The organism is Burkholderia latens (genome assembly GCF_001718795.1).
Taxonomy (GTDB): Bacteria; Pseudomonadota; Gammaproteobacteria; order Burkholderiales; family Burkholderiaceae; genus Burkholderia; species Burkholderia latens_A.
Window position 1 is genome coordinate 65,324 of record NZ_CP013438.1, and the last position, 21,889, is coordinate 87,212.

Consider the following 21,889-nt stretch of genomic DNA (forward strand, 5'->3'; position numbering starts at 1 on the left):
ATGGCGGTCAAGTCTCCTTGCGTCGACGTCTGTTCGTTCGACGGCCGCACCGGTTACTGCGTCGCGTGCCTGCGAACGCGCGAAGAAGCGCGCGGCTGGAAGAAGATGACGGATCACAAGCGCCATCAGATCGTGAACGACCGCGCGCGGCGGCATGCAAAGCTCGCGCGGGACACGACGGACTGACTCCATGATGAGCACACCGTCGCGGAGTGCCGGAAAGCCGCCGATTCCACGAACCGTATGGGCGCTGGGGCTGGTGAGCCTGTTCATGGACCTGTCGTCCGAGCTGGTCCATGCGCTGTTGCCGATCTATCTGGTGACGACGATGGGCATGAGCGTCGCCGCCCTCGGCGTGCTTGAGGGCGCGGCCGAAGCTACTGCGATGATCGTCAAGGTGTTCTCCGGCGCGATCAGCGACTGGCTCGGGCGCCGCAAGGGGCTGCTGCTGCTCGGCTACGGGCTCGCGGCGTTGACGAAGCCGTTGTTTCCGCTGGCCTCCACGCCGGGCGTCGTCGTGACGGCTCGCCTGCTCGATCGTGTCGGCAAGGGAATTCGCGGCGCGCCGCGCGACGCGCTGGTGGCCGACGTTGCCCCGCCTGAAATCCGCGGCGCGTGCTTCGGGCTGCGCCAGTCGATGGATACCGTCGGCGCGTTTCTCGGCCCGCTGCTCGCGATCGGGCTGATGCTGTGGTTCGGCGACCGCATTCGGACGGTGCTGTGGTTCGCCGCGGTGCCCGCGTTCATCGCGATCGCGCTGATTGTCTTCGGCGTGCGCGAACCCGACCGCGACACGCCGGCGCGCGGATTCCGCTCGCCGCTGCGCTGGCGCGCGTTGACCGGGTTTCCGCGCAACTACTGGTTCGTCGTCGCGGCCGGCGCGACCTTTACGCTTGCGCGCTTCAGCGAGGCGTTCCTGGTGCTGCGCGCGCAGCAGACTGGGCTCGATGCCGCATGGATCCCGGCCGTGATGGTTGCGATGAGCGTCGCGTATTCGTTGTCCGCATGGCCGGTCGGCATCCTGTCGGACCGGCTCGATCGCCGCGTGCTGCTCGCCGTCGGCATGCTGCTGCTGATCGTGGCCGACCTGCTGCTCGGTATCGGCGCGTCTACGCTGTCGATGTTCGCGGGCGTGGCAGTGTGGGGCCTGCACATGGGCTTTACGCAAGGCATTCTCGCCGCGATGGTGTCGGAAACGTCGCCCGCCGCCTTGCGCGGCGCCGCATTCGGCGTGTTCAACCTGATCGGCGGCATCTGCATGCTGCTTGCGAGCAGCATCGCCGGCACGCTATGGGTGCGCTACGGTGCATCGGCCACGTTCATCGCCGGTGCCGCGCTGGTCGTGGTGCCGCTGTGCCTGTGCCGGTTCATGCCGCGAACGGGCTCGCCTGCGGCGTGACGCGTCGCCGCCCGGTGTCGCGGGCAGCCTCCTGCCGTCGCGCTTGATCTCTTTCCGGGGCCACTCCCCACTTGTCGCTTTCATGTCTGAAAGATTGTGCGGCGTTTGCGATAGAATGCCGACCCTGTTCGCGTTGGCGCTGCCCACCGACGAGCTCCGGTACTTGACGCGGCCCGCGCCGCGCGCGGCATTCCGCCCAATTCAATACCGGCGATTGACCTGCCGTTGGAAACACACGTTCTGTAATCTGGATTGCTAATGAAGAAGAAGCACAACATCACCCGGTACATCGTCATCGCGATGGTGCTGGGTATCGCCGTGGGCTACGCCTGTCATAGCGCGTTTCCCGACCCGAAAATGGCCAAGGAAGTCGCCGGCTACGTGTCGCTGCTGTCCGACGTGTTCCTGCGCCTGATCAAGATGATCATCGCGCCGCTGGTGTTCGCGACGCTGACGGTCGGCATCGCGCAGATGGGCGACAGCGGGTCGGTCGGCCGCGTGGGCGTGAAGGCGTTCGGCTGGTTTTTCATCGCATCGGCCACGTCGCTGGTGCTCGGGCTCGTGACCGCGACGGTCCTGCAGCCGGGCAGCCACCTGAGCCTGCCGCTGCCGGCCGCCGATGCCACGCTCAACCTGAAGACGAGCGCATTCACGCTGAAGGACTTCGTCGTCCATCTGGTGCCGAAGTCGATCGCCGAGGCGATGGCGAACAACGAGATCCTGCAGATCGTCGTGTTCTCGATCTTCTTCGGTACCGCGCTGTCGGCGCTCGGCGAAGCCGGCAAGCGGCTGACTGCCGTGATCGACGATCTCGCGCAGGTCATGCTGAAAGTGACCGGCGCGGTGATGGGCTTCGCGCCGGTCGCGGTGTTCGCCGCGCTGGCGTCCACGGTCACGACGGAAGGGCTCGGCATCCTGCTCACGTTCGCGAAGTTCATGGCGAGCTTCTATCTCGCACTCGCGCTGCTGTGGGGCGTGCTGACGCTCGCCGGCGTGACGTTCCTCGGCAAGCGCGCGTTCACGCTGATCCGGTTGATTCGCGAGCCGTTCCTGCTGTCGTTCGCGACGGCGAGCTCCGAGGCCGCGTATCCGAAGCTGCTCGACGCGCTCGACCGGTTCGGCGTGAATCGCAAGATCTCGAGCTTCGTGCTGCCGATCGGCTTTTCGTTCAACCTCGACGGCTCGATGATGTACTGCACGTTCGCGGTGCTGTTCATTTCCCAGGTGTACGGGATCGACCTGCCGCTCGGCACGCAAATCACGATGCTGCTGATGCTGATGGTCACGTCGAAAGGGATGGCCGGCGTGCCGCGCGCGTCGCTCGTCGTGATCGCGGCGACGCTCAACCAGTTCCATCTGCCGGAAGCCGGGCTGCTGCTGATCATGGGCGTCGACATGTTCCTCGACATGGGCCGCTCTGCGACCAACGCGGTTGGCAACTCGATCGCGGCGGCCGTGGTTGCGAAGTGGGAAGGCCAGCTCGGCGATTCGCGCGACGACGCGGACGCGGGCGGCGGCGGGATCAAGCAGGTGGAGGTGCGCGACACGGCGACGTCCGCGTGATTTTCGCGTGTAAATGATGTTTGCCGGCCTGAATTCGACAGCGATTCAGGCCGGCGCGATATTTTCACGTGGGTATTTCGTTACCCTTTTCCGGCGATTTTCCGCTTCGCCGACATCTCCTCCGCCCTTCCAGTCGCACCGCATTTGAGCCGGTGGCATCAATCCCCGCGCTAAAGCCCGGTCTTCCCGATATCGGCCGATATGCGTGAGTGAACATTCACTGTCGTGTCGCGGCACTCGCTGCTACGCGAGCACTCCGCAATTTTTTTCGATTTATATGAAGTTATTGTCGGCCGTGCGGTTACCGGACTAACGCGCGATGTCGATGTAATACCGACCGCACCGCATGATCGACCGGAAGTATTTGCGTATCGCCGATTGCCGGATCGTGCGGACGCGTCTCGTGTGAATGACTTCACCATTCAGGAGAGTCTCAGCCATGGTCGTCAGAAAAGCGCTTCAGGCGGTGCTGCTGGCCGCGGCGATTGCGGTGATCGCGCCGGCCGGAAACGCCGGCAACACGACCGACTGGATCGCGAACACCTACGGCACGCTCGCCGCGCACGTCGGCAACGTCGCGCGCTCGATGTGGGTCGCGCCCGAAGGCGTGATCTACACCGCGTCGATGTGGGACGAGTTTGAAGGCGGCGTTGCGATCTACCAGAACGGCAAGAGCGCCGGCTCGATCGGCACGCACTCCGAATTCCAGGGCAGCGCGATCACCGGCAATGCGACGTCGCTGTTCGTCGCGCTGCAGCCCGGCAGCGGTTACGGCAGCGGTGCGGTCGGGCGCTACAACTGCGCGACCCATTACCGCGACAAGCTCATTCAGATCACCGCGGCGACCAACCAGCCGCGCATCGATGTCGTCACCGGGCTCGCGACGGCTGGCTCGTTGCTTTATGCAAGCGATTTCTACGGCAATCGCGTGCGGGTGTTCACGACCGATGGCGTGTGGCAGCGCGACATCGGCGTGTCGTCGCCGGGCGCGTTGGCCGTCGACGGCGCGGGCAACGTGTGGGTCGCACAGAAGAGCACGGGTTCGATCGTCGAGTTCAGCCCTTCCGGTGCGCTGCTGAACACGATCCGGCTGGCCGCCGGGGCGCGGCCGTCGGCGCTCTTCTACGATGCGGCGGCCGCGCAGTTGTTGATCGGCGACGAAGGCCCCGACATGAACATCAAGCGCTATACGGTGTCGGGCCGGCCGGCACTTGCCGGCACGTTCGGCGTGCGCGGCGGCTATCTCGACACGACGACGGGCGCCAAGGGGCAGGTCGGCGCGCAGCGCTTCACGCGGATTGCCGGCATCGGCAAGGACACCGGCGGCAACCTGTACGTGCTCAACAACCCGTGGGGCGGAAGCTGGGATCTCGGCCGCAACGGCGCAACCGACATTCACGCATACAGCAGCACCGGAAACCTGCGCTGGACGCTGCAGTCGCTCAACTTCGAAGGGATCGCCGCGCCGGATCCGGTCACCGACGGCGCGCTGTTCTACAGCGGCACGCACATATATGGCGGCGCCGCGGGAGGCACATTCGTCGCGAACACCGTCGATCCGTTCACGTATCCGTCGGACCCGCGCATCAACATGAGGGACACGCAGCGCGACGAGCACTTCGGGCTGCTGACGGCGGTCGGCGCGAACCGGATTCTTGTTGCGGCCGGCCAGAATCCGCCCGTCTACTACTTCTTCCACTTCAACGCGGCCAACGGCTACGTCGCGATTCCGGATGGATCGATCCCCGGCGCCGCGTTCAATACGACGCGGCGCGTGTCGGCCGGTTTCAGCGTCGACAGCAAGGGAGGTGTATGGGCCGGCCTCGACAAGACCGGCGCCATTTACCACTATCCGCTGACCGGCTTCGATGCGAGCGGCAAGCCGTCGTGGGGGCCCGGCGTGCCGACGCCGATTCCGGCGAGCATGCAGCCGCTGACGCGGATCGTCTATCTCGCGGACAGCGACACGATGGTGCTCGCGCAGGGCGTCGTCGGGAGTACGGACTGGACGTCGATCGGCACGCGCATCGAGGTGTATCACGGCTGGCTCGCGGGCAACACGACGAATCCGAATCCGGTGATCACGCTGCCGCACGGCGGCGCGAAAGCGATCGACGCGGCCGGCAATCATCTGTTCGTCGGCTACTGGTTCAGCAGCAGCGGGCCGCTGTGGCCGAACATCGATGCGTTCAATCTGGATACAGGCAATCTCGATACGACGCTCGTCAACACGAGTCCCGCGACCGTCGATACGAGCAGCGCGATCGACGCGATGTACAGCGTCCGAGCGTATCGGCGTGCGAACGGCGAATACGTGGTGACGAAGAACAATGTGAAGGGGAACAGCATCACCGTTTATCGGTGGACGCCGTGACGGGGCGGAGCGCGTCGGCGCATGCGACGGCGCGGCGTCGAAACGCAGAACGGCTTCACGGACGCCAGATCATGCTTGCGCTCGCTTCCGTTTCCGATACGACGGTGAAGCCGACGCGCGCGTAAAGCCGCCGTGCGGGATTGCCGTGCAGTACGGCGAGCGATACGGGTACGTGCGCGCGTGCGGCGTCGGTCATCAGGTGGCGCAGCACGGCTTCGCCGATGTCATGGCCCTGTCGCACGGCCGCGCTCGCGATCGGGAAACCACTGGCTGACCATCGTCAGCACGACGGGCAGCATTCCGCCTTCGGCGACGCCGAGCATGAACCGGAGCGTCAGGAGTTGCCACGTATGGGTGACGAGGCCGGTCAGCACCGACAGCACGGCCCAGCTTGCGCGCAACCATGCGATGAACGTCGCGCCGCTGCCGCGCGCCTGCCGCCAGCGCGCGGCGAACAGCAGCGCGAGGCTGTGCACGAGCCCTGTCATGAACGTCGATGCGACCCAGATCAGCCCGCAGCCGATCAGTGTGATGCGCGAGCCGAAGCGGTCGGCGATCCATCCGCCGAAGATCTGGCAGATCGCATACGAATACGCGAACGCGGAGAACGCGATGCCGAGCTCGGTGTTGGACACCCCGAGTTCGGCCTTGATCGCGCCGGCTGCGGTTGCGAGGTTGACGCGGTCGTCGTAGAGGATGAACGACAGCGCGCACAGTAGCTAACGCGTGTGGCGTCGTTGACGGTGATCGGTAGGCATGTGTCTCGCTCCGGGTTCGTGCGCGGCGTTGCAATGACGCCGAGTTCACGGGCCGGCCCAGCATCGGGCGCCGGACGACACATCGTCTATTGAATCTTTTCGATCAATTGATAACCGGAGGTGTTCGGTTTAATGGGTTCGGCGGCCCAAATCGTGCGCGGTGCGGCTTTACGGCAGCCGATCGCGGATGGCAGGAGTGCCATCCTCGCGTCGCGCGCCGACGAGCGGCAAGCCGCGCGCCCGGGCGGAACACCGCCCCGGCGCGCGGCGCACGACGTCAGTTCCCCACCTCCTTCAGCAACGCGGCGGCGGCGAGCTTGCCGACACCGTTGGACGCGAGCGGACTGTCGCCCGTGATCAGTTTGCGGTCCTGATGGCAGCGCCCGGTCATGTCCTTGTTCAGCACGTTGGCGCCGAGCTTCTGCAGACGGTCTGCGACGAGCCACGGCAGCGGGCCCGGCATGTAGCCGATGTCGAGATTCGGACCGGTGTCGAGCGCATCGGGAAACACGCACATCTCGTAGTCCTTGAACGGGTAGTGGTCCGGCGCCTCGTCGATTGCGGCGGACAACAGGCACGCGGGACCGTGGCACAGCGTGACGATGTACCGGTCGTTGTCGAGCGCCCAATTGAGCGTGCGCTTGACGTCCTTGCTGTACGGAATGCCGGCGAGCACGCCGTGGCCGCCGGGAATGAACACCGCGATATACGGCGAATCCTTGCCGAGGTTCTTCTCGAGCACGTCGGACAGCTTCAGCGGTGTCTTGAGCTTCTGCAGGTACTTCCGGTACGTGCTTTGGACGGCTTCGTCGTCGTTCGGCATCGCCCACAGTTCCAGCTTCGCCGGATTGCCCGAGAGCGTCGCGACATCGACTTCGAAACCGGCCTGGTCCATGTGATGCATCGGCAGCAGCATCTCGACCGGATGATTGCCGGTCGAAAACATCTTGCCGTTCGTCATCAGCACGTAGCGCTCGTCGGTCGCAATCATCAGAACCTTCCACTTGCCGCCGGTGTACGGGTTCGGGTAATTCGCGCCGTCGAAATCCGTCTTCGAAGACGTGTATTGCGACAGCGAATACGGCGACGGAAAGAACGCATTGTTCTCGGCGGGGTCGGGAGCGGGCGTTCGGTCCATCTGCGTCGTCTCGGAAGTCATGGTTGCTCCTTTTCGGGGATGGGTGCAGGGCGCGGCCCAGGTAGGCGGCGTGCGGTCTCGATGCGCATGGCCGAGCCGGCCGCGTCGGCCTTCCGCTGATGCGCCGACGTGCGAACGGAACCCGCGACGCGGTTACACGCTGCGATGAATCGTACAACGCCGTGGTGCGGCGAACGCCCCCCCGAACAGGTGGGGCGTTCGCCGCGGCCGCCGCGATGTTCGTACGAAAGGCCAAACGCGGAGCCATTTCGCGGACGCCCCTCCCCCTGAACAGGGGGGGCGCGAAACCCGACCCGTCCGGTATCGTGGCCGCAATCGTGACGACCGGCCAGGTCGCTTATGGAGGCATTCATGAATTCGTCATACCAGACGCCGGACGATGCGGTGGTCCCGGCTGCGCAGGCATATCCGCTGCTGATCAAGCAACTGCTGCATGCGCCGCTCGCGACGCGGCCCGAGCAGGAGATCGTGTTCGGCGATCGGGTCCGGCACGACTACTGGACGTTCCGGCATCGCATCGGTCAGCTCGCGAGCGGGCTCGCGGCGCTCGGCGTCGGCACTGGCGACGTCGTGGCCATGATGGATTGGGACAGCCACCGCTACCTCGAGTGCTACCACGCGATTCCGATGATGGGCGCGGTACTGATGACGGCCAATGTCCGGCTGTCCCCGGATCAGTTGTTGTACACGCTCAATCATTCGAACGCGCGTGTCGTGCTGGTGCACCGCGATTTTCTGCCGTTGCTGGCGGGCATGCGCGACCGGTTGACCGCCGTGACGGACTTCGTGCTGATCGCGGACGGCGACGACATCGACCTGCCCGATGGCTTCGCCGATGAATACGAGCGACTCGTCGCGGGCGGTTCGCCCGATTTCTCGTTCCCCGACTTCGACGAGCAGACTCGTGCGACGACGTTCTATACGACGGGCACCACCGGGCTACCGAAGGCAGTCGCATTCACGCATCGGCAGCTCGTGCTGCATACGCTGGCCGGCATGGCCGCGTTGTCGAGCGCTCGCGATCGCGGGCGCGTGCACCGGGACGACGTTTACATGCCGATCACGCCGATGTTTCACGTGCATGCATGGGGGATGCCGTATATCGCGACCGCGCTCGGCCTCAAGCAGGTTTACCCGGGGCGCTATTCGCCGGAGGGCCTGCTCGCCTTGATCGCGCGCGAAGCAGTGACGTATTCGCACTGCGTGCCGACGCTGCTCGCGATGATTCTCGACAGCCCGGCGGCGGCGGCGACGGACCTGTCGTCGTGGAAGGTGATCGTCGGTGGCTCGCCGTTGCCGGAAGGACTGGCACGGGCGGCGCTCGCGCGCGGTATTGAGGTCTACACCGGATACGGAATGTCGGAAACGTGCCCGCTGATGACGATCGCACAGATCGATCCGCCGCGTGCAGCCGCCGACGGGCCCGCGGACGATATCGCGCGCCGGACGAAAGCAGGGTTGCCATTGCCGCTCGTCGACCTGCGTATCGTCGACGCGCAGTTTCGCGACGTGCCGCACGACGGGCGATCGGCGGGCGAGGTCGTCGTGCGGATGCCTTGGGCGACCCAGGGCTATCTCGGCGATGCACAGGCGTCTGCAGCGCTGTGGGCGGGCGGCTACCTGCATACGAACGATATCGGCGTCATCGATTCCGAAGGCCGGCTGCAGATCACCGACCGGATCAAGGACGTGATCAAGACGGGCGGAGAATGGGTATCGTCGCTCGAACTCGAGGACATCCTGTCGCGCCATCCCGCCGTGCGGGAAGCGGCGGTGATCGGCGTGAAGGACGCGCGCTGGGGTGAGCGGCCGCTAGCGCTCGTCGTGCTCGTTGACGAGCATGTAGGCCGCGTCGAGCCGGCGGAGTTGCAGGCGCATGTGAAGCAGGTGGCCGATCGCGGATTGATTTCGCGCTACGCGGTGCCGGAGCGCCTGATGATCGTCGACTCGATCGAAAAGACGAGCGTGGGCAAGATCAACAAGCGCGCACTGCGCGAGCGCTACCAGCCGGAGTGAGCGGCCAGCGCGGAGCGCGCGCGCCGGCCGCGCGCACCCGCATGGCGCAGCTGGCGGCGCGTCGGGCTTTCCGGTGTGCGCCACGCTGAAGTGCGTCATCCGGAGGTCCTTACCCAAGCGACGTCTTGCCGAGATCCTCGAACAGCCGCACGTTGTCCCAGTAAGCGGCAAGCCGCGTGACGCGGCCGTCGGCATCGAACTCGAACACGAACGCATGTCGGAGCGAGAACGCCCGCCGGCGGTTCTGGATCCCGGCGAATTCTCGCGCCTGGGTGCCGCCAATTGTCACTTCCGCGGTGGCATGACGGCCGGCTTCGTCCGCATGGATCGCATCGACCTCGTTGCTCAGGTCCGGAAACGCATCGAGCAGCGCTGCCCAGATGGCTTTGCCTTCCAATACTGCCGGGCCGGTCACGGCGATCGGCACGTAGTCGAGCGTGGCATCCGGCGCGAACAGCGCGAGCATGCCGTCGACGTCATGCTGGCGATATCGATCGAAAAACGCGGTGACGACGTTGCGACGGTTCATGGCAACTCCCGAACGGAAAGTACTGCAACGGCGACGGTGGCCAGCGCCGGCCACTACCGTGTGTGGTGCGTCGAGGATGAAGCGACTTCTCCACGCAAGGTAGCCCCCCGAATGGGGGGCTGAACAACCGGCATTCGTTCGAGAACAATGCGGGTCCTTTACCGTGGCTCGTGACGCGGCGCGAGCAGCGCGCCCCGGTCCGGGCATCACCTACTTATGACGGGCGGGGCCGAATCGCTATGCTGTTTCGGCGTGCAGCGCACCTCGGCCGGGCATCCGGCCGCGCCGCGGGCGCCGCTTTCCGGGTCGACGCACATGCGCACAGCGCGAGGAGAACGGGAACAGCATGACGCCGAGGAACCGCAGTCAACCGGCCGCCCGCGCGGACGCCGACACCATTGAAGTACTGGTGCGCACCAAGCTCGCGCCGGCGTCCGCCCGAGGCATCGTGTCGCGCATCGCGCGGTTGGGACGGCTCCAGCGCGCGCTCGACCGCCGGCTGACGCTCGTCTGCGCGCCGGCCGGCTACGGCAAGACGACGCTGCTCGCGGAATGGCGCGGCGCGCTCGTCGCATCGGACACGAAGGTCGCGTGGGTGAGCCTTGACCGGGACGACGACAATGCGTCCATCTTCTCGTCGTATGTGGTGGCGGCGATCGTCGATGCGACCGGCGGCGTCGGCGTGCGCGCGCAGGGGTTGCTGCGGGACCGCGCGCTGATTCCGCTGAAGACCGTATTCGACGAACTGCTCAACGAGCTCGAGCATTCGGGCATCGAGCTGTTCGTAATGCTCGACGACTTCGATCGGCTGTCATCGCCGGTCGTCCACGACGCGATGTTCGAACTGCTGCGTTATGCGCCGTCGAACCTGCACGTCGTGCTGGCGTGCAGATCGCTTCCGGCGCTGCCGCTCAGCTACTTCGAATCGCGCGACCAGCTCGTGCGTATCGACGAAAACGATCTGCGCTTCGACGATACGGAGACGCGCGCCTTCTTCGAGCGGATCGCCGGCAAGCCGCTCAACGCGGAAAACGTCGAACGCCTGCGCGTGGCCACCGAAGGCTGGGTGTCGGGCTTGCAACTGGCGGCGCTCGCGCTGCAAGGCGACAGCGACGCGGCGCGCGTCGCCGAACAGGTGAGCCACGCGCGCGCGGGCATCGCAACGTATCTGAACGAGAACGTAATGACGCAGGTGCCGGACACGATCCGGCACTTTCTGCTGTATACGGCCGTGCTCGATCGGCTCACGCCGGCATTGTGCGACGCGTTGACCGGCCGAGACGATGCGCTCGACTGCCTCGAATGGCTGAGCGCACGCAACCTCTTCATCCGGTCGATCGACGGCGATCGCCGGCGCTATCGCTATCACGCGCTGTTTTTGCAGTATCTGCGCGACGAACTTGCGCTGCGCGAGCCTGCAGCGGTTGCCGTCCTGCATCGCCGCGCAAGTGCGTGGCACGCAGCCGAGCGGCAGTGGCCGGACGCTGTCCGCCACGCGCTCGCGGCCGGCGATTTCGACACGGCCGCCGGTTGGGTCGAAGCATGTGCGATGAAGCTCATCGCATCGAGCGACGTGCGCACCGTGCTCGACTGGGTGTCGCGCCTGCCTGTTGCAGCGCTCGCCGGCCGCCTGCGGCTGCGTATTGCGCACGCGTGGGCGCTCGCGTTGTCGATGCAGATGATCGACGCGCGCCGCGCGCTCGAGGCGCTGGAGAGCGACGTCGGCGCGGGGCGGCTCGATACCGACGCCGTCACCGCAACCGAGCTGCTGGCGGTGCGCTCGCTCGTTACTGCGCTGTCGGACCACAGCACCGCCGCGCTGCACCTCGGCGAACGCGTGCTTGCGGCCGAGCCGCCGGCGGGCTCGTGGATCGAGCAAATCGGGCAGACGACACTGAGTTTCGGCCTCGCCTACGCAGGACGCCTCGACGACGCGCTGGCGCTCCGCGCACGCGCCGAGCGCGCGGCGTCCGGCCACGAGCCGTTGTTCGCGAACGTGTATCGCCAAAACATGTCCGGTCTCGCGGAATTCGTCGCGGGTCGCCTGCACAACGCGTCGAAGACGTTCGAAGCCGCGCTGCGTGCCGCGGAGCGGGCGGCGGGACGCCTGTCGGCGGCCACGGCACTGTCGGCTGGTTACTTGTCGGCAATCTACTACGAGTGGAACGACTGGCCGAAAGTGCGCAGCGCGCAGGCCGACCGCTTCGACATCGCGATGCAGGCGTGCTCGCTCGGGCCGCTGCTGCGATTTGTGCAGACCGCCGCGTTGCTGCAGTTCCAGTCGGGGAACGACGCGCGTGCACATGAGCTACTCGACGAGGCCGATCACATCGCATGCAGTCGGCAATGGCTGCGGCTGCGTGTCGGTTGTATGGCGACCGGTGTGCGTCTGCATCTAAGCGCGGGAAAGCCGACGCAGGCACATCGCGTGGGGCGTGCGCTCGCATCGCTGGTGCCCGCGACGGCGCCGGACGAGACGTCGAGCGAGGTCGAGACGTGGCAGATGGCGCGATCCGCGCATGCGCGGCTGCTGCTCGCCGACGCCCGCGCGAACGAAGCCGCGCAGGTCATGGCGGACGTGCACGACGTGCTCGCCGCACGCGGATTCGACTGGCAAGCGGCGCAGGCGGCGGTGTTGCGCGCGGTGGCATGCGAGCTGGCAGGCGACGAGGAAGCGGCGCTCGCGACGCTCGCCCGCGCACTGGAATACGGCCAGGGCAACGGGCTCGTGCACACCTTCGTCGACGAAGGCGCGGCGGTAGAGCGGATGCTCGCGCGGGTGCAGAAGCAGATCGACCGCTTTCCTGCGCTCGGCGCATGGTATCCGCGCGAACTGTTGCGCGCGTTCGACGCGCAGCGCGCCGCGAGCGCGACACCGGCGGGCCGCCCGGGCGCGGCCGGCAACCTCAGCGTGCGCGAGGCCGAGATCCTCGACTACGTGGCGCGCGGGCTGTCGAACAAGGAAATCGCGCGAGCGCTGCGCGTCGCGCCCGAGACGATCAAGTGGCATCTGAAGAACATCTTCGAAAAGCTCAACGTCACGTCGCGCATCCAGGCCGTACGCAGCGGGCTAGCGCTCGATGCGTCGCGCGTGCGGCCCGACGATGAATGAGCGGCCACCGTCCGTGCGCGGCCGGCGTCAGCGATGCTAGGCGAACGACGCCGAGATTTCGTCGATCGTCGCGCGAATCCGCGCGGTGTGGCGCAGGTCGCGATGGGTGACGAGCCACACTTCGTACGGCGCCGCGCGAACGCGCTCCGGCCACACGCGCGCGAGACCGTCGCGCGCGCCCATGTGAACCGGAATCTCGCCGATCCCGAGGCCCGAGCGCAGTGCGGCACGCATCATCAGGTTGGAGGTCGTGCGCGCGACGATCCGGCCGCCGCGGATCGGCTCGCCTGCGATCGTCGGGGTTCGGCTCGCGTCGATGTACGGCTGGTAGACGACGAGGTCGTGCCCCGCGAACGCGTTGCCGCGCTCGGGTTCGCCATGCCGGTGCAGGTAGTCGTGCGACGCGAACAGACCCATGTCCCAGCGTGCGAGCCGGCGGGCGACGAGATCGGGATTTGCGGGCCGCACCGTGCGTATCGCGATATCGGCTTCACGCGTTGCGAGGTTGAGGATCTGCGTCGACGTGTTCAACGCGACCGATACGTCCGGATGCTTCGCGTGCAGTCGCGCAATCGACGGCATCACGAATTCGAGCGCGAGTGCGTCGGTGGTCGTGATCTTCACTTCGCCTGCGAGCCTGCGGTCGACGCCGTGTGTCAATCGCACCAGCTCGTGCGCATGCTGCTCCATCGCTTCGGCGGCGCGTAATGCGAGTTCGCCCACTGGCGTCGTCAGATAGCCTTTCGATGAGCGCAGGAACAGCGTCGCGCCGAGCATGTGCTCGAGCGTCGCGAGCCGTCGCCCGACGGTTGCCTGATCGATGCCGAGCGTCTGCGCAGCGCGGCGCAGGGTGCGCTCGCGATGAATCGCGAGAAAGACGCGCGCATCGTCCCAGTTCATCGTATGTCCCGACTGATGCATTTTTGCATTCCCCGACCGGCAATTCGCTGCGTGTGCGCGCGCAGCATCGCCCCTAGACTCCGTTCACACACCTTGCGATGCCGCGATTCCGGGAAGGCCCGTGAACCGAGCGCGCATCGACGAACATTGAGGATCATATCGTGATTGATGACGTGAAACCGCTGCCCACCGACATGACTGCGATCGAGATCGTGCGTCCCGGCGGCCCCGAAGTGCTCGTGCCGGCTACCCGTGCGGTGCCGTCGCCCGGTGCCGGCGAAGTGCTGATCCGCATTCACGCGGCTGGCGTCAACGGCCCGGACGTGTTCCAGCGCAAGGGGCTGTACGATCCGCCGCCCGGCGCCTCCGACATTCCCGGCCTCGAGGTCGCGGGCGAAGTAGTTGCGGTCGGGCGCGACGTCACGCGCTTCACGGCCGGCGATCGCGTGTGCGCGCTGATTCCCGGGGGCGGCTACGCGGAATACGCCGTCGCGAACGAAAGCAATACGCTTGCGATTCCGGAGGGGCTGGGCATGACGGAGGCGGCGGCAATGCCGGAGACGTTCATGACGGTGTGGCTGAACCTGTTTCAGCGCGGCGGGTTCAAGGCCGGCGAAAGCGTGCTGATTCACGGCGGCGCGTCCGGCATCGGCACGACGGCGACGATGTTGGCGAAGGCGTTCGGCGCGTCGAAGATCATCACGACCGTGGGCGCGGACGCGCAGCGCGACGCGAGCTTGCGTCTCGGCGCCGATCATGCGATCGACTACCGCAGCGAGGATTTCGTCGATGCGGTCGCGCGCTTTACCGACGGCCGCGGCGTCGACGTGATCGTCGACATCATCGCCGGCGACTACGTTGCGCGCAATTTCGCGGCGGCCGCGCTGAACGGCCGCATCGTGCAGATCGGCGTGATCAACGGCCCGGCGAAGGAACTGGACCTGTTCCCGATGCTGACGAAGCGGCTGACGCACATCGGCTCGACGCTGCGCTCGCGCACTTACGACGAGAAGGCGCAGATCATCCGCGAGCTGGAGCACGCCGTGTGGCCGCTGATCCGGCAAGGCGTCGTCAAGCCGCAGGTGTTCCGGCTGTTCGAGCTGCGCGATGCGCGTGCCGCGCACGAACTGATGGATTCCGGTCGTCATATCGGCAAGATCGTTCTGGTGACGCCCGCGGCGGAGCCATCGCTGCAGGCCGCCGTCGATGCAAACGTCAAGCATTCCACGTGACGTGCACACACTTCAGCCCCCCGCTCGGGGGGCTGAAGATGCGGCACGGATTGCCCGACAATCGGTACCACTGAATGCGTCGCCGCTCCGGCGGCAGCGCGCCGCGTGGGCGCCGTAAGGACGATGGGTCGAAATGGACATGCTCGAGAACATGCGGACGTTCGTGCGCGTCGTGCAGGCCGGCAGCTTCACGGCCGTGGCGAAGCAGACCGACGTCGCCACCGCGCAGGTGTCGAGGGCCATCGCGAGCTTGGAGGCGTACGCTCGGATCCGCCTGTTACACCGGACTACCCGGAAGATCGCGCTGACCGACAGCGGGCGCCGCTACTTCGAACGTCTGCTGGCCATCCTCGGCGACGTCGATCGCGCCAACGACGAGGCGCGCAACGCGCTGGTGCGTCCATACGGGCGCCTGCGCGTGCATACGATGCCCGGCCTCGGGCAGAGCCATGTGACCGCGGCAGCCATCGCGTATCAGAGGAATTTTCCAGAAGTCGCGATCGAGATGACTTATTCGCAACGCATGCCGAATCTCGTCGAGGAGGGCTACGACGTGTCGATCGTTACCGCGTCGAGCCTGCCCGACTCCGGCTATATCGCGCATTCGTGCGGGACGTCGCACAGTGTGCTGGTCGCGTCGCGTGCCTATCTGGAGCGCTACGGCGCGCCGGCGACACCGGCCGATCTCGCGAACCATACCTGCCTGCGTCTCGACACGCCCGCCGAGGCACACGGCGAATGGCGGCTGCACGGCACGGCGGGCGATACGATCGCACATACGGTGCCGGATGCGCCGTTCCAGGCGAATGCGCCGGAGTCGCTGTCGATTGCGCTGCATGCCGGACTCGGCATCGGGTCGCTCGCGATCTATTCGGTCATCGACGATCTGCGCAGCGGCCGGCTCGTGCGCGTGCTGCCCGACTATCGGCTGACGATGCTCGACGTGTACGTGATGTATGCATCGCGCCGCTTCGTCGATGCGAAGGTCCGCACATTTGTCGATCACGTGCGCGCGACGCTCGCGCTCGCGCTGCACGCCGACGAACGCGCGCTGACTGCGCTCGCGGTGCCGCGCGGCCGGGATCGCGGCCGCGTGCACGCGTTGACAGGCGCCGCCGCCTGAACGCTGGCGATCTGCCATTTTCCGTTTGTTACCGTTGAGGAGAAATCAGATGACGCACCGTTTTGCCATCGTCGTTGCAGGTTTTGTGGCGCTGTCGCCGATGCTCGGCCATGCACAGTCCGATACCGCCGCCGCCGTTGCGTCCGCGTCGACGCCGAACGCGTCGCCGCGCGCAGCAAAGAAGGCCGAGCGGGCTGCCGATCGCGCGTTCGCAAAGAAGGTACGTCAGGCCGTGATGAAGGCGCCCGGGCTCGGCAACGCCGAGATCACGGTGTTCGCGCGGGCGAGAACGGGCGACGTGACGCTGGCCGGGCTGATCACCGATGAAGCGCAGGACCGCGCTGCGGTCGAGGCGGCCCGCCAAGTGGCGGGCGTGACCTCGGTGAAGAGCCGGCTCCAACTGCGGCTGGAAGGCGGTCAGTGACGGGCAGGGGCGTGCGGTAAGCTGCGTATCCTTGCCGACCCTGTCGTGTAAAGAAGCCACGACGCAAGGTTCGGCAGGGAAGCGCGGGCGACACGGCGCGAGCTGCTCGTCTCTCACCGCCTGCCGGTGGTGGAAGCCGTCAGATCCGCCCCATCAGCACCAGTATCACGACGATGACGACGACCAGCCCGAGGCCGCCCGACGGCCAGTAGCCCCACTCGCGGCTGTGCGGCCACGCCGGAAACGCTCCAATGAGCAGCAGAATCAGAACGATGATAAGAATCGTACCGAGCATCGCATCCCTCCTGAACGTGGTGACATGACGGGGGCGAATGTCGCAATTCGCGTGCCGCGACGCGGAGATGCCGAAAGGAACTGCAAGCGCATTGTCTGAATACGCTCCAACCTGCCAATTCACAGGATGAATACCAAACGATTCAGAAAATAAATTTCAAAAATGTGGACTGGGTCGCTATGCTGGGTCTTCGGTTTACTCACGCGGCAGGCAGGCAAATGGCTGAACTCTTTCTGGTACGGCATGGGCAGGCGTCGTTCGGCACGGACGATTACGACCGGTTGTCCGCCGCCGGCGAGCAGCAGGGCGCGTGGCTCGGCGAATACTTCGCGCGGCAGGGGCTGACGTTCGACCGCGTGATTTGCGGGACGATGAACCGGCACGCGCAGACGATCGCCGCGATCCTGCGCGGAATGGGCAGCAAAGGCGTGCACGTCGATCGCCATCCGGGCCTGAACGAATACGACTTCCACGGGTTGTTCGCCGCCGCGGCGAGCGATTATCCGGAGATTGCGCGGCTCGCGGGCGGCTCGATGAAGGAGCATTTTCGCGCGCTGCGGCAGGTGCTGCACTTGTGGGCCGACGACAAGCTTGGCAACGCCGCGCCCGAAACCTGGGCGAACTTCCAGCGGCGCGTGGCGGACGCGCGCGCCGCGATCCGCACCGGCGGCAGCCAGCGCGTGCTCGCGGTGAGTTCGGGCGGCCCGATCGCGGTGACCGTGCAGCAAGTGCTTGCCGCACCGCCGTCGAGCGCGATCGCGCTGAACCTGCAGATCCGCAACAGCAGTCTTTCGCAGTTTTTCTTCAACGCCGACGCGTTCCACCTGGCGTCGTTCAACGGCATCCCGCATCTCGAGGATCCCGAACGACATGCATGGCGCACGTACGGCTGATCCTACGAACGATCGCGACGATGACAAACGCTTCCCAACCCCTCGACGCAGCCCGCCTCACGCGCTATCTGGAAGCGCACGTGCCGGGTTTCGAAGGCCCGCTCGACATGGAGAAGTTTGCCGGCGGCCAGTCGAACCCGACGTTTCTGCTGCACGCGAAGAGCGGCCGCTATGTGCTGCGCCGCCAGCCGCCCGGCGAGCTGCTGAAGTCCGCGCATGCTGTCGATCGCGAATTCCGCGTGCTGAGCGCGCTGTCGGGCACCGCGGTGCCGGTCGCGCGTCCGTATCACCTGTGCGAAGACCGCGACGTGATCGGCAGCCTGTTCTACGTGATGAGCTTCGAGGACGGCCGGATCTTTTGGGACCCGGCGCTGCCGGAGTTGCCGAAGGCCGATCGCGCGCTTTGCTACGACGCGCTGCTCCGCACGATGGCCGCGCTGCACGACGTGGACGTCGACGCGGTCGGTCTTGCCGACTACGGCCGCCCGGGCAACTACTTCGAGCGCCAGATCGGCGTGTGGACGAAGCAGTATCGCGCGGCGGAGACGGAACGCCTCGATGCGATGGAGGCGCTGATCGACTGGTTGCCGAAAGCCTGCCCGGACGACACGGGCCGCCCCGCGCTCGTGCACGGCGACTTCAGGATCGACAACCTGATGTTCGCGCGCGACGACTATCGCGTGCAGGCCGTGCTCGACTGGGAACTGTCGACGCTCGGCAACCCGCTCGCCGATCTCGCATATTTTTGCATGTGCCTGCGGCTGCCGTCGGGCGGGCAGGTGCGCGGTCTCGCGGGCCAGAATCGCGCGGAACTCGGGATTCCGGATGAAGCGGCGATCGTCGCCCGCTATTGCGAACTGCGCGGGATCGAGCCGATTCGCGACTGGCATTTCTATCTCGCGTTCAGCTTCTTCCGGCTCGCCGCGATCGCGCAGGGCGTGAAGGCGCGTGCGCTGCAAGGCAACGCATCGAGCGAGCAAGCGCTGCGCGTCGGCGCAATGGCCGGCCGGCTGGCCGAGATGGCCGTCGGCGTGATCGACCCGCATCGCTGAACGCGCGGACATCGGCAGCGTCGCCAGCGTCGCGCGGCCGCGACACGACAACACATCAATGGAGGAGCACAGCAACATGGCAACGAACCTGTTCGACCTGACGGGCAAGATCGCGCTGGTGACGGGCGCGAGCCGCGGCATCGGCGAGGAGATAGCGAAGCTGCTCGCGCAGCAGGGCGCGCACGTGATCGTGTCGAGCCGCAAGCTCGACGACTGCCAGGCGGTCGCAGATGCGATCGTCGCGACGGGCGGCCGCGCGGAGGCGCTCGCGTGCCACGTCGGGCGTCTGGAGGACATCGCCGCGACGTTCGAGGCGATCCGCGCCAGGCACGGCCGGCTCGACATCCTCGTGAACAACGCGGCCGCGAACCCGTATTTCGGGCACATCCTCGACACCGATCTCGCCGCGTACGAGAAGACCGTCGACGTGAACATTCGCGGCTACTTCTTCATGTCGGTCGAAGCCGGCAAGCTGATGAAGGCGCAGGGCGGCGGCGCGATCGTCAACACTGCGTCGGTGAATGCGTTGCAGCCGGGCGACCGGCAGGGCATCTACTCGATCACGAAGGCCGCGGTCGTCAACATGACGAAGGCGTTCGCGAAGGAATGCGGGCCGCTGGGCATCCGCGTGAACGCGCTGCTGCCGGGCCTCACGAAGACCAAATTCGCGGGCGCGCTGTTCGCCGACAAGGACATCTACGAAACCTGGATGACCAGGATTCCGCTGCGCCGCCACGCGGAGCCGCGCGAGATGGCCGGCACCGTGCTGTATCTCGTGTCGGATGCGGCGAGCTACACGACCGGCGAATGCATCGTCGTCGACGGCGGCCTGACGATCTGAACGAACGGAAACACGGAATCTCGAGGAGTCGATCATGGACTTTGGCTACACCCCCAAAGTAGAAGAACTGCGCGAACGCGTGCGTGCATTCATGGACGCGCACGTCGTGCCGCGCATCCGGCAGTGGAACGACGAAGTGCATGCGGGGCAGTATCCCGTGTCGTTCATGGAAGCGCTGAAGGAACGCGCAAAGGGCGAGGGACTGTGGAATCTGTTCCTGCCGCACCTGAAAGACGACGAGCCGGGCACGGGGCTGACCAATCTCGAATATGCGCCGCTCGCAGAGATCATGGGCCGCGTGAGCTGGGCGTCGGAGGTGTTCAACTGTAACGCGCCGGACACCGGCAACATGGAGTTGCTGCACATGTTCGCGACGCCCGAGCAGCGCGAACAGTGGCTGCTGCCGCTGTTGCGCGGCGAGATTCGTTCGGCGTTCGCGATGACGGAGCCCGACGTCGCATCGTCGGACGCGACCAACATCACGACGCGCATCGAGCGCGACGGCGACGACTACGTGATCAACGGCCGCAAGTGGTTCATTACGAACGCCGCGCACCCGAACTGCAAGATCTTCATCGTGATGGGCAAGACCGATCCGCAAGCGGAATCGCACCGGCAGCAGAGCATGATCCTCGTGCCGCGCGACACACCGGGCGTGACCGTCGTGCGCAACATCACGGTCGTCAATCACCATGCACCGGAAGGTCACTGCGAAATCACGTTCGACAACGTGCGCGTGCCGGCGCGCAACCTGCTCGGCGAAGAAGGCAGCGGTTTCGCGCTCGCGCAGGCGCGCCTCGGCCCGGGCCGCATCCATCATTGCATGCGCTCGATCGGCGCGGCGGAACTCGCGCTTGAACTGATGATCGACCGCGCGCAGTCGCGCGAGGCGTTCGGCAAGCCGCTGAACCGGCACGGCACGATCGGCGAATGGATCGCCCGCTCGCGCATCGAGATCGACCAGGCGCGGCTGCTCGTGCTGAAGGCCGCATGGATGATCGACAAGGTCGGTGCGAAGGCGGCGCGCAAGGAAATTTCGATGATCAAGGCGCTCGTGCCGACCGTGTACACCGACGTGTGCGACCGCGCGATGCAGGTGTTCGGCGCTATGGGCCTGAGCCCCGACACGCCGCTCGCCGATCTGTGGACCTGGGGCCGCGCGCTGCGCTTCGCGGACGGCCCGGACGAAGTGCACCTGCAGGCGATTGCACGGATGGAGATCAAGGACGCGGTGCGCGGCTCGACGGAACCGTACCTGACGCGGCCGCCGCGCGGTTGAGCGGCGCGGGCTCCAGGAGATCCGGCGATGCGGCTATCCAAGATCGATCTGAACCTGTTCGTCGTGTTCGACGCGATCTACAACAAGCGCAACCTGACGCGCGCGGCGGAGGTGCTGAACCTCACGCAGCCGGCCGTCAGCAACGCGCTGGCGCGGCTGCGCAAGACACTGAACGATCCGCTGTTCGTCAGCACACCGGGCGGGATGATGCCGACGCCGCTGGCCGAGAACATTGTCGGCCGCGTGCGCGAAGCGCTGCAACTGCTCGATTCGAGCGCGCACGAAGGCGACGTGTTCGATCCGGCGTCGTCCGAGCGCGTGTTCCGCTTGAGCATGAGCGACCTGACCGAAGCGCTGCTTCTGCCGGCACTCGGCGAGCTGTTGCTCGCGCACGCACCCGGCATGCACGTGCGCAGCTACACGATGGACCGCCGCGAAGTGGCCACCGCGCTCGCGAACGGCTCCGTCGACATCGCGATCGACGCGCCGCTGATCGGCGATCCGCACCTGCACCAGGCGCTGCTCGTGCGCGACCGCTACGCGTGCATGATCCGCGACGACCATCCGTTCGACGGCGACACGCTGACCATGGGCGACTACCTGTCGATGGGGCACATCCACGTGTCGAGCCGCCGCAAGGGCAGCGGGCATGTCGATGCGGAGCTGACGCGGCTCGCGCTGCGCCGCACGATCCAGATGCGCGTGCAGCATTACATGGTCGCGCCGCTGATCGCGATGCGCAGCGATCTTGCGCTGACCGCGCCGCTCCGGCTGCTGCAGCGCTATCCGGCGCGGATTCTCGAACTGCCGTTCGAGATGCCGGCGCTCGAATATTTCTGCTACTGGCATCGCAGCGCCGATCAGGATCAGGGCAGCCAATGGCTGCGCGAGCAGTTGATGATGCTGATGGGCGGCATCGGCGACGTGCGGTGACGCATGC

Annotated in this window: 19 protein-coding genes and 1 pseudogene; 14 read left to right on the top strand and 6 right to left on the bottom strand. The window is 66.3% G+C overall.

Translation table 11 applies throughout. The features are described from left to right. The 4 genes from WK25_RS19820 to WK25_RS19835 all read left to right on the top strand — a co-directional run bounded on the left by WK25_RS19820 (position 1) and on the right by WK25_RS19835 (position 5,336). The gene (locus WK25_RS19820) at positions 1-186 is read left to right on the top strand and encodes a DUF1289 domain-containing protein (RefSeq protein WP_174554691.1); all 186 of its coding nucleotides are present in this window, start codon (positions 1-3) and stop codon (positions 184-186) included. A gap of 7 nt (positions 187-193) precedes the next feature. After that, the gene (locus WK25_RS19825) at positions 194-1,399 is read left to right on the top strand and encodes an MFS transporter (RefSeq protein WP_069243472.1); all 1,206 of its coding nucleotides are present in this window, start codon (positions 194-196) and stop codon (positions 1,397-1,399) included. 258 nt (positions 1,400-1,657) lie between these two features. Further along, positions 1,658-2,962: a dicarboxylate/amino acid:cation symporter gene (locus WK25_RS19830; RefSeq protein WP_069242517.1), complete on the top strand. Its 1,305-nt coding sequence runs from the start codon at positions 1,658-1,660 to the stop codon at positions 2,960-2,962. A 439-nt stretch (positions 2,963-3,401) separates the two neighbouring features. Further along, entirely contained in the window at positions 3,402-5,336 is a 1,935-nt protein-coding gene (locus WK25_RS19835; RefSeq protein ID WP_069242518.1) for an SMP-30/gluconolaconase/LRE-like region family protein, read from the top strand. A 55-nt stretch (positions 5,337-5,391) separates the two neighbouring features. Here the strand turns inward: WK25_RS19835 and WK25_RS19840 are convergent, their stop codons facing one another. From WK25_RS19840 to hchA, 3 genes and pseudogenes are all read right to left on the bottom strand, one after another. Continuing rightward, positions 5,392-5,577 carry a hypothetical protein gene (locus WK25_RS19840; RefSeq protein ID WP_413464100.1) on the bottom strand — a complete coding sequence of 62 codons (186 nt, stop codon included), beginning with the start codon at positions 5,575-5,577 and terminating at the stop codon, positions 5,392-5,394. Beyond that, a pseudogene (locus tag WK25_RS32355) lies at positions 5,573-6,052 on the bottom strand (MFS transporter); the annotation flags it as partial. The pseudogene WK25_RS32355 and the gene WK25_RS19840, both read right to left, overlap by 5 nt. A 319-nt stretch (positions 6,053-6,371) precedes the next feature. Further along, a complete protein-coding gene (gene hchA, locus WK25_RS19850; RefSeq protein WP_069242520.1) occupies positions 6,372-7,253 on the bottom strand; it encodes a glyoxalase III HchA in 882 nt (293 codons plus the stop codon). Positions 7,254-7,604: 351 nt separating this feature from the next. Here hchA and WK25_RS19855 point away from each other — a divergent pair, with 351 nt between their 5' ends. Continuing rightward, entirely contained in the window at positions 7,605-9,269 is a 1,665-nt protein-coding gene (locus WK25_RS19855) for a fatty acid--CoA ligase (RefSeq protein WP_413464101.1), read from the top strand. Between the two features lie 109 nt (positions 9,270-9,378). Here the strand turns inward: WK25_RS19855 and WK25_RS19860 are convergent, their stop codons facing one another. Further along, entirely contained in the window at positions 9,379-9,798 is a 420-nt protein-coding gene (locus WK25_RS19860) for a nuclear transport factor 2 family protein (RefSeq protein ID WP_059548965.1), read from the bottom strand. A 346-nt stretch (positions 9,799-10,144) separates the two neighbouring features. Here WK25_RS19860 and WK25_RS19865 point away from each other — a divergent pair, with 346 nt between their 5' ends. Next, positions 10,145-12,910 (top strand): LuxR C-terminal-related transcriptional regulator, encoded by a 2,766-nt coding sequence (locus WK25_RS19865; protein ID WP_069242522.1) that lies wholly within the window; start codon positions 10,145-10,147, stop codon positions 12,908-12,910. Positions 12,911-12,946: 36 nt separating this feature from the next. Here the strand turns inward: WK25_RS19865 and WK25_RS19870 are convergent, their stop codons facing one another. After that, positions 12,947-13,810: a LysR family transcriptional regulator gene (locus WK25_RS19870; protein WP_040140895.1), complete on the bottom strand. Its 864-nt coding sequence runs from the start codon at positions 13,808-13,810 to the stop codon at positions 12,947-12,949. Positions 13,811-14,004: 194 nt separating this feature from the next. Here WK25_RS19870 and WK25_RS19875 point away from each other — a divergent pair, with 194 nt between their 5' ends. The 3 genes from WK25_RS19875 (at position 14,005) to WK25_RS19885 (ending at position 16,589) form a co-directional block, all read left to right on the top strand. Further along, on the top strand, positions 14,005-15,042 hold the full coding sequence (locus WK25_RS19875) for an NAD(P)H-quinone oxidoreductase (protein ID WP_059548967.1): 1,038 nt from the start codon (positions 14,005-14,007) through the stop codon (positions 15,040-15,042). A gap of 133 nt (positions 15,043-15,175) precedes the next feature. Beyond that, positions 15,176-16,165 carry a LysR family transcriptional regulator gene (locus WK25_RS19880; protein ID WP_069242523.1) on the top strand — a complete coding sequence of 330 codons (990 nt, stop codon included), beginning with the start codon at positions 15,176-15,178 and terminating at the stop codon, positions 16,163-16,165. Between the two features lie 49 nt (positions 16,166-16,214). Further along, positions 16,215-16,589 carry a BON domain-containing protein gene (locus WK25_RS19885; protein WP_059548969.1) on the top strand — a complete coding sequence of 125 codons (375 nt, stop codon included), beginning with the start codon at positions 16,215-16,217 and terminating at the stop codon, positions 16,587-16,589. Positions 16,590-16,728: 139 nt separating this feature from the next. On the opposite strand, the gene WK25_RS19890 is transcribed toward WK25_RS19885, so the two are convergent. Continuing rightward, positions 16,729-16,884, bottom strand: a complete 156-nt coding sequence (locus WK25_RS19890) for a DUF3309 family protein (RefSeq protein ID WP_040139026.1) — start codon at positions 16,882-16,884, stop codon at positions 16,729-16,731. Between the two features lie 218 nt (positions 16,885-17,102). Here WK25_RS19890 and WK25_RS19895 point away from each other — a divergent pair, with 218 nt between their 5' ends. The 5 genes from WK25_RS19895 to WK25_RS19915 all read left to right on the top strand — a co-directional run bounded on the left by WK25_RS19895 (position 17,103) and on the right by WK25_RS19915 (position 21,882). Next, a complete protein-coding gene (locus WK25_RS19895) occupies positions 17,103-17,777 on the top strand; it encodes a histidine phosphatase family protein (protein ID WP_069242524.1) in 675 nt (224 codons plus the stop codon). A 20-nt stretch (positions 17,778-17,797) separates the two neighbouring features. Beyond that, entirely contained in the window at positions 17,798-18,829 is a 1,032-nt protein-coding gene (locus tag WK25_RS19900; RefSeq protein WP_069243473.1) for a phosphotransferase, read from the top strand. 76 nt (positions 18,830-18,905) lie between these two features. Then, on the top strand, positions 18,906-19,670 hold the full coding sequence (locus tag WK25_RS19905) for an SDR family oxidoreductase (protein WP_069242525.1): 765 nt from the start codon (positions 18,906-18,908) through the stop codon (positions 19,668-19,670). A gap of 34 nt (positions 19,671-19,704) precedes the next feature. Continuing rightward, positions 19,705-20,949, top strand: a complete 1,245-nt coding sequence (locus WK25_RS19910) for an acyl-CoA dehydrogenase family protein (RefSeq protein ID WP_040139029.1) — start codon at positions 19,705-19,707, stop codon at positions 20,947-20,949. 27 nt (positions 20,950-20,976) lie between these two features. Then, on the top strand, positions 20,977-21,882 hold the full coding sequence (locus WK25_RS19915) for a LysR family transcriptional regulator (protein ID WP_069242526.1): 906 nt from the start codon (positions 20,977-20,979) through the stop codon (positions 21,880-21,882). The last annotated feature ends 7 nt before the right edge of the window (positions 21,883-21,889 follow it).